This window comes from Saccharopolyspora sp. NPDC002686 (genome assembly GCF_040295745.1).
GTDB classification, from domain to species: Bacteria; Actinomycetota; Actinomycetes; order Mycobacteriales; family Pseudonocardiaceae; genus Saccharopolyspora; species Saccharopolyspora oryzae.
Genome location: NZ_JBEOVY010000461.1, coordinates 1 through 5,177, shown reverse-complemented (window position 1 = coordinate 5,177; position 5,177 = coordinate 1). Strand labels below are relative to the sequence as shown.

General features: G+C 68.5%; 4 protein-coding genes and 1 tRNA gene. 3 read left to right on the top strand and 2 right to left on the bottom strand.

Annotated features, from left to right (window positions below):
- Window positions 1-88: 88 nt before the first annotated feature.
- Window positions 89-1,747 carry an AMP-binding protein gene (locus tag ABTZ89_RS35500; RefSeq protein ID WP_351053228.1) on the top strand — a complete coding sequence of 553 codons (1,659 nt, stop codon included), beginning with the start codon at window positions 89-91 and terminating at the stop codon, window positions 1,745-1,747.
- A 286-nt stretch (window positions 1,748-2,033) separates the two neighbouring features.
- Here ABTZ89_RS35500 and ABTZ89_RS35495 read toward each other — a convergent pair whose 3' ends face one another.
- Together ABTZ89_RS35495 and ABTZ89_RS35490 are read right to left on the bottom strand one after the other, a co-directional pair.
- Window positions 2,034-2,627, bottom strand: a complete 594-nt coding sequence (locus ABTZ89_RS35495) for a TetR/AcrR family transcriptional regulator (RefSeq protein ID WP_270954528.1) — start codon at window positions 2,625-2,627, stop codon at window positions 2,034-2,036.
- A gap of 174 nt (window positions 2,628-2,801) precedes the next feature.
- Complete coding sequence (locus ABTZ89_RS35490; protein WP_270954530.1) at window positions 2,802-3,764, bottom strand: acyl-CoA desaturase; 963 nt, start codon at window positions 3,762-3,764, stop codon at window positions 2,802-2,804.
- A gap of 417 nt (window positions 3,765-4,181) precedes the next feature.
- On the opposite strand from ABTZ89_RS35490, the gene ABTZ89_RS35485 reads away from it, so the two are divergent.
- Window positions 4,182-4,252: transfer RNA gene (locus ABTZ89_RS35485), tRNA-Gln, on the top strand.
- Between the two features lie 59 nt (window positions 4,253-4,311).
- A complete protein-coding gene (locus tag ABTZ89_RS35480; RefSeq protein ID WP_351053224.1) occupies window positions 4,312-5,091 on the top strand; it encodes a hypothetical protein in 780 nt (259 codons plus the stop codon).
- Window positions 5,092-5,177: the final 86 nt, after the last annotated feature.

Sequence of the window (5,177 nt, the reverse complement as noted above, 5' to 3'; positions counted from 1 at the left end):
AAATTCAATGGAAATCGGACGTCCAAATTCCATTGAATTTGCGGTACCCGCGTTCGGGGGTGGCCGAGCGGGGGATCTCGAGGACAAGATGGGTGATCCGTCTCACGTGCTCGTCGGGGAGGTAGTCACCGTGGATGCCGTCCAGCTCAGCTACGACTCGGGTGTTTCGGAGGTGCCGCTGCTGGGGGAGACGATCGGGGCGAACCTCGATCGGCTCGCGGCGCGGTTCCCCGAGCGGGACGCCCTGGTGGAGTGCGCGACCGGTCGCCGCTGGACCTACCGGGAATTCGTGGCCGACGTGGACGCGCTGGCGGTCGGCCTGCTCGACGCCGGGATCGGCAAGGGAGACCGGGTCGGGATCTGGTCGCCGAACCGCGCGGAGTGGACGCTGACCCAGTACGCGACGGCGAAGATCGGCGCGATCCTGGTCAACATCAACCCGGCCTACCGGGCGCACGAGCTGGAGTACGTGCTCAACCAGGCCGGCATCCGGATGCTGATCTCGGCGAAGTCGTTCAAGTCCTCCGACTACGTCGAGATCGTCGAGCAGGTGCGCCCGAAGTGCGACGGCCTGGAGCAGGTGGTGTTCCTGGGCGACCCGGCGTGGGAGCAGCTGGCCGGGGCCGCCGCGGACCCGCAGCGGTTGGCGGCGATCGAGCTCTCCGCCGACGATCCGATCAACATCCAGTACACCTCGGGCACCACCGGGTTCCCGAAGGGCGCGACGCTGTCGCACCACAACATCCTGAACAACGGGTTCTTCGTCGGCGAGCTGTGCAACTACAGCGAGGTCGACCGGGTGGCGATCGTGCCGCCGTTCTACCACTGCTTCGGCATGGTCATGGGCAACCTGGCCTGCACCAGCCACGGGGCGGCGATGGTCATCCCGGCGGAGGGCTTCGACCCGGTCGCGTCGCTGTCCGCGGTGGCCGCCGAGCGGTGCACGTCGCTGTACGGGGTGCCGACGATGTTCATCGCCGAGCTGGAGCACCCGGACTTCGAGAGCTTCGACCTGTCCTCGCTGCGCACCGGGATCATGGCGGGTTCGCCGTGCCCGGTGGAGGTGATGAAGCAGGTCATCGACCGGATGGGGATGCGGGAGGTGTCGATCTGCTACGGCATGACCGAGACGTCCCCGGTGTCGACGCAGACCCGCGCCGACGACTCGCTGGAGCGCCGGGTGTCCACTGTGGGCAGGGTCGGCCCGCACCTGGAGGTCAAGGTCGTCGACCCGGTGACCGGCCTGACCGTGCCGCGCGGCACCCCGGGCGAGCTGTGCACCCGCGGGTACTCGGTGATGCTGGGCTACTGGGAGCAGCCGGAGCGCACCGCCGAGGTCATCGACGCGGCGCGCTGGATGCACACCGGGGACCTGGCGGTGATGGACGCCGACGGCTACGTCAGCATCACCGGCCGGATCAAGGACATGGTCATCCGCGGCGGAGAGAACATCTACCCGCGCGAGATCGAGGAGTTCCTCTACACCCACCCCGACGTGGTGGACGCGCAGGTCATCGGGGTTCCCGACGCGCGCTACGGCGAGGAGCTGATGGCCTGGGTCCGGCTGCGCGAGGGTGCTGAGCAGCTGACGGCCGAGTCGTTGCGGGAGTTCTGCACCGGCAAGCTGGCGCACTACAAGATCCCGCGGTACGTGCACGTGGTGAACGAGTTCCCGATGACCGTCACCGGCAAGATCCGCAAGGTCGAGATGCGCGAGATCTCCAAGGACCTCCTCGACCGGAGCTGAGTCTCTGGCGCACCGGTCCGGAGGAGGTGTCGGCGTGTCATGCCCCGGACACGCCGGCACCTGATCCGCAGTTTCAATTGAAACTGTGATCCGCCCTGCCTGGGTTTTACAGTTTCAATTGAAACTGCACACCCGGGCGTGTCGGGACCCCGCCCCCTGGACCCCGACACGCCGACACCTGTGGACAAGTCGTGCTGGCTGTGGAGAACTTCCGCAAATTCAATGGAAATCGGACCTCCGATTTCCATTGAATTTGCGTCCGACCGGCCCCGGAGCCGGGTGGGGGTCACTTCGTGGAGAGCTTGGGCTTGTGCTCGAGGTGGGACAGGCCGTTCCAGGCGAGGTTGACCAGGTGCGCGGCCACCTCTTCCTTCTTCGGCTTGTGCGCCTCCAGCCACCACTGGCCGGTCAGCGCGACCATGCCCACCAGGGCCTGGCTGTAGAGCGGGGCCAGCTTCGCGTCGTAGCCGCGGGCGGTGAACTGCAGCCCGAGGATGTGCTCGACCTGGCTGGCGATGTCGTTGAGCAGGCTGGAGAAGGTGCCGCTGTGGCTGGCCACCGGCGAGTCCCGGACCAGCACGCGGAAGCCGTCGGTGTTGTTGTCGATGTAGTCCAGCAGCGCCCGCGCCGCCTGTTCCAGCAGGTCCCGCGGGTGCCCGGCCGACAGCGCCGAGACGATCAGGTCCAGCAGGTTGCGCATCTCGCGGTCCACCACGACCGCGTACACGCCTTCCTTGCCGCCGAAGTGCTCGTACACCACGGGCTTGGACACGCCGGCGCGGTGCGCTATCTCCTCGATGGAGGTGCCGTCGAAGCCCTTCTCCGCGAACAACGCCCGGGCCACGTCGAGCAGCTGCTGCCGACGTTCCTTCCCCGTCATCCGGACTCGTGCGGTGCGCCCCGAAGTCTGCGCTCCCGATTCGGACGTGCTGCGCCCGCGTCGCCGTGAAACCACTCGCACCACCCTAGGCGGCAGAACCGGCACCTGTGTGCCGACCCGCGTGAAAAGTGCCCGCACGGCAACCGCCGCACGGGCACTCCTGGAACCGGAACGTCAGCCCTTGTACTCGGTGACCGCGATCCGCGCGAGGCGCTTCTCGTTGGGCCAGCGGACCTTCCAGGCCCAGCCGACCTTCTCGAAGAACCAGATCACCCGCGCCGAGATGTCCAGCTGGCCGCGCAGCACGCCGTGGCGGGCGCAGGTCGGGTCGGCGTGGTGGGAGTTGTGCCAGGACTCGCCGAAGGACAGGATCGCCAGCGGCCAGAAGTTCGCCGCCTTGTCGCGGCTCTTGAACGGGCGCTCGCCGATCATGTGGCAGATCGAGTTCACCGACCACGTGATGTGGTGCAGGAACGACACCCGGACCAGGCCGGCCCAGAAGAAGGCGGTCACCGCGCCCCACCAGGACCAGGTGATCAGGCCGCCCAGCAGGGCGGGCAGCAGGAAGCTGAGCGCCGTCCACAGCGGGAACAGCTTGTTGAGCACGACGAGCTCGCGGTCCTTGAGGAGGTCGGGGGCGAACCGGTCCTCGTTGGTCATCTCCCGCTTGAACATCCAGCCCATGTGGGAGTGCCAGAAGCCCTTGGTCAGCGCGACCGCCGAGGTGCCGAACAGCCACGGCGAGTGCGGGTCGCCCTCGCGGTCGGAGAAGGCGTGGTGGCGGCGGTGGTCGGCGACCCAGGTGATGACCGGGCCCTGGACCGCCATCATCCCGGCGATGGCCAGGGCGTACTTGACGCCGCGGTTGGCCTTGAACGCCCCGTGCGTGAAGTAGCGGTGGAAGCCGACCGTGACGCCGAGGCCGCTGATCACCCAGAAGGCCACGGCCAAGCCGATGTCGACCGGCCCGATGCCCCAGCCCCAGAGCGCGGGGACAGAAGCGATGAGCGCAGCCATCGGAATCAGGAGGAACGCGTACACGAGGGACGAACGCCCAGCGGACTGCGGCCCCGTGGTCAGCGGTTTGGGCCCGGATTCGGCCTTCGGAGGAGCAACACCCTCGGCTGCTGCGGTCATACTCAATACCTCGAATGGCGTTGGGGAGGTGGGAAAACAGCGGTCGGCGCCGGGAAGCACGGACCCGCAACACCTCCAGCCTACGGGACCGTAACCTACGCCAGCGTAAGTTGTCCGATGCCAAATCGTCACCCCCGGGCGGCAAAAATGCGGCGTGTCGCACGCCCTCGGGCGTGTCCGGTTCGCCCGCGTTCACCCGAACAGACCGATCAACTGCGCAACCTGATGGCGTTCCACCACGTCCCACCTACGTGCAAGCACGCCCCGAACCCCGCCGCTCGGCAAGCCCGACGCCACCCCGCCCCGGCCCTCGTGTCACGATGTCGGCCGGGCAACACCGCCTGTCGCCCCGGGCCGGTAAGCTCGGGCAGCGGTGCCGGGCGTCACAGATCGGCACCGAGGGGCGACGACGCCCGATCCGCCGTGGTGTAAAGGCAGCACCTCGGATTTTGGTTCCGATGGTCCAGGTTCGAATCCTGGCGGCGGAGCGAGCGGTCCTCCCGGATCCGGCGCGGCGCGTGACGACGCGTTCCGCCCGGGAGGCAGGGTGAACAGGGGGTGTGCGCCGCTGCGCGACGACACGACCACCGTGCGCGATGACCCGGTGACCACGCTGAGCGAGGTGTCCGACGCGTGGTTGGTGGGACGCGCTCGCGAACTCAACGCAGTCGGCCAGCACAGCGACCCGGCCGGCCAGCGCAGCACGATCCGCGAGGCGGACAACCTGCTCACCGAGGCCCAGCGCCGCGGCGAGCCCCGGATCGTCGCCCAGCTCCTCCGGCACTGCGCCTCGATGCGGATGGCCTCGCCCGGTCTGGTCGCCAGCGCCGATCCGCTGCTCGACGAGCTGCTCCTGCACACCCGCCGGCACGGCCTCGACGTGCTGCAGGCCGATGCCCGCGCCCTGCGCGGTCGCCGCGCGCTGCTGGGCGGCAGCGAGGACATCGCGCTGACCGAGATCGCCTACGGACTGGCGATGCTCGACGACGAACTGGTGCCCGACCGCACGCTGGGCCGTCGTTCGTGGGAGCGCCTGCTGGCGACCGCGCTGATCGACATCGGCCTGGTGCTCACCCAGCTCGGCGTCTACGAGATGGCCGACGAGGTGATGACCCGCGCCCACCAGCGGATCCGGGAGAGCGGCGGACCGCACGAGATCGCGGTGCACATGATCAACCGGTGCCGGATGCTGCTCGGCTGGGGGCTGCGGCTGGAGCGCATAGGGCAGCAGACGGAGGCCACCGGCCGCTTCGCCACCGCGTCGGCCATCGCCGTAGCGGTCGAGGGGCCGTGGCGCGAGTCGCTGTTCCCCCGCGTGTCCGACTAGTTCCATCTGGTAGAGGGCCTGGTCGACCGTCATCGGTTTGGCCGCGGATTCAGCAGATCGTCGACGAGTGCATCGACGGGATCCTC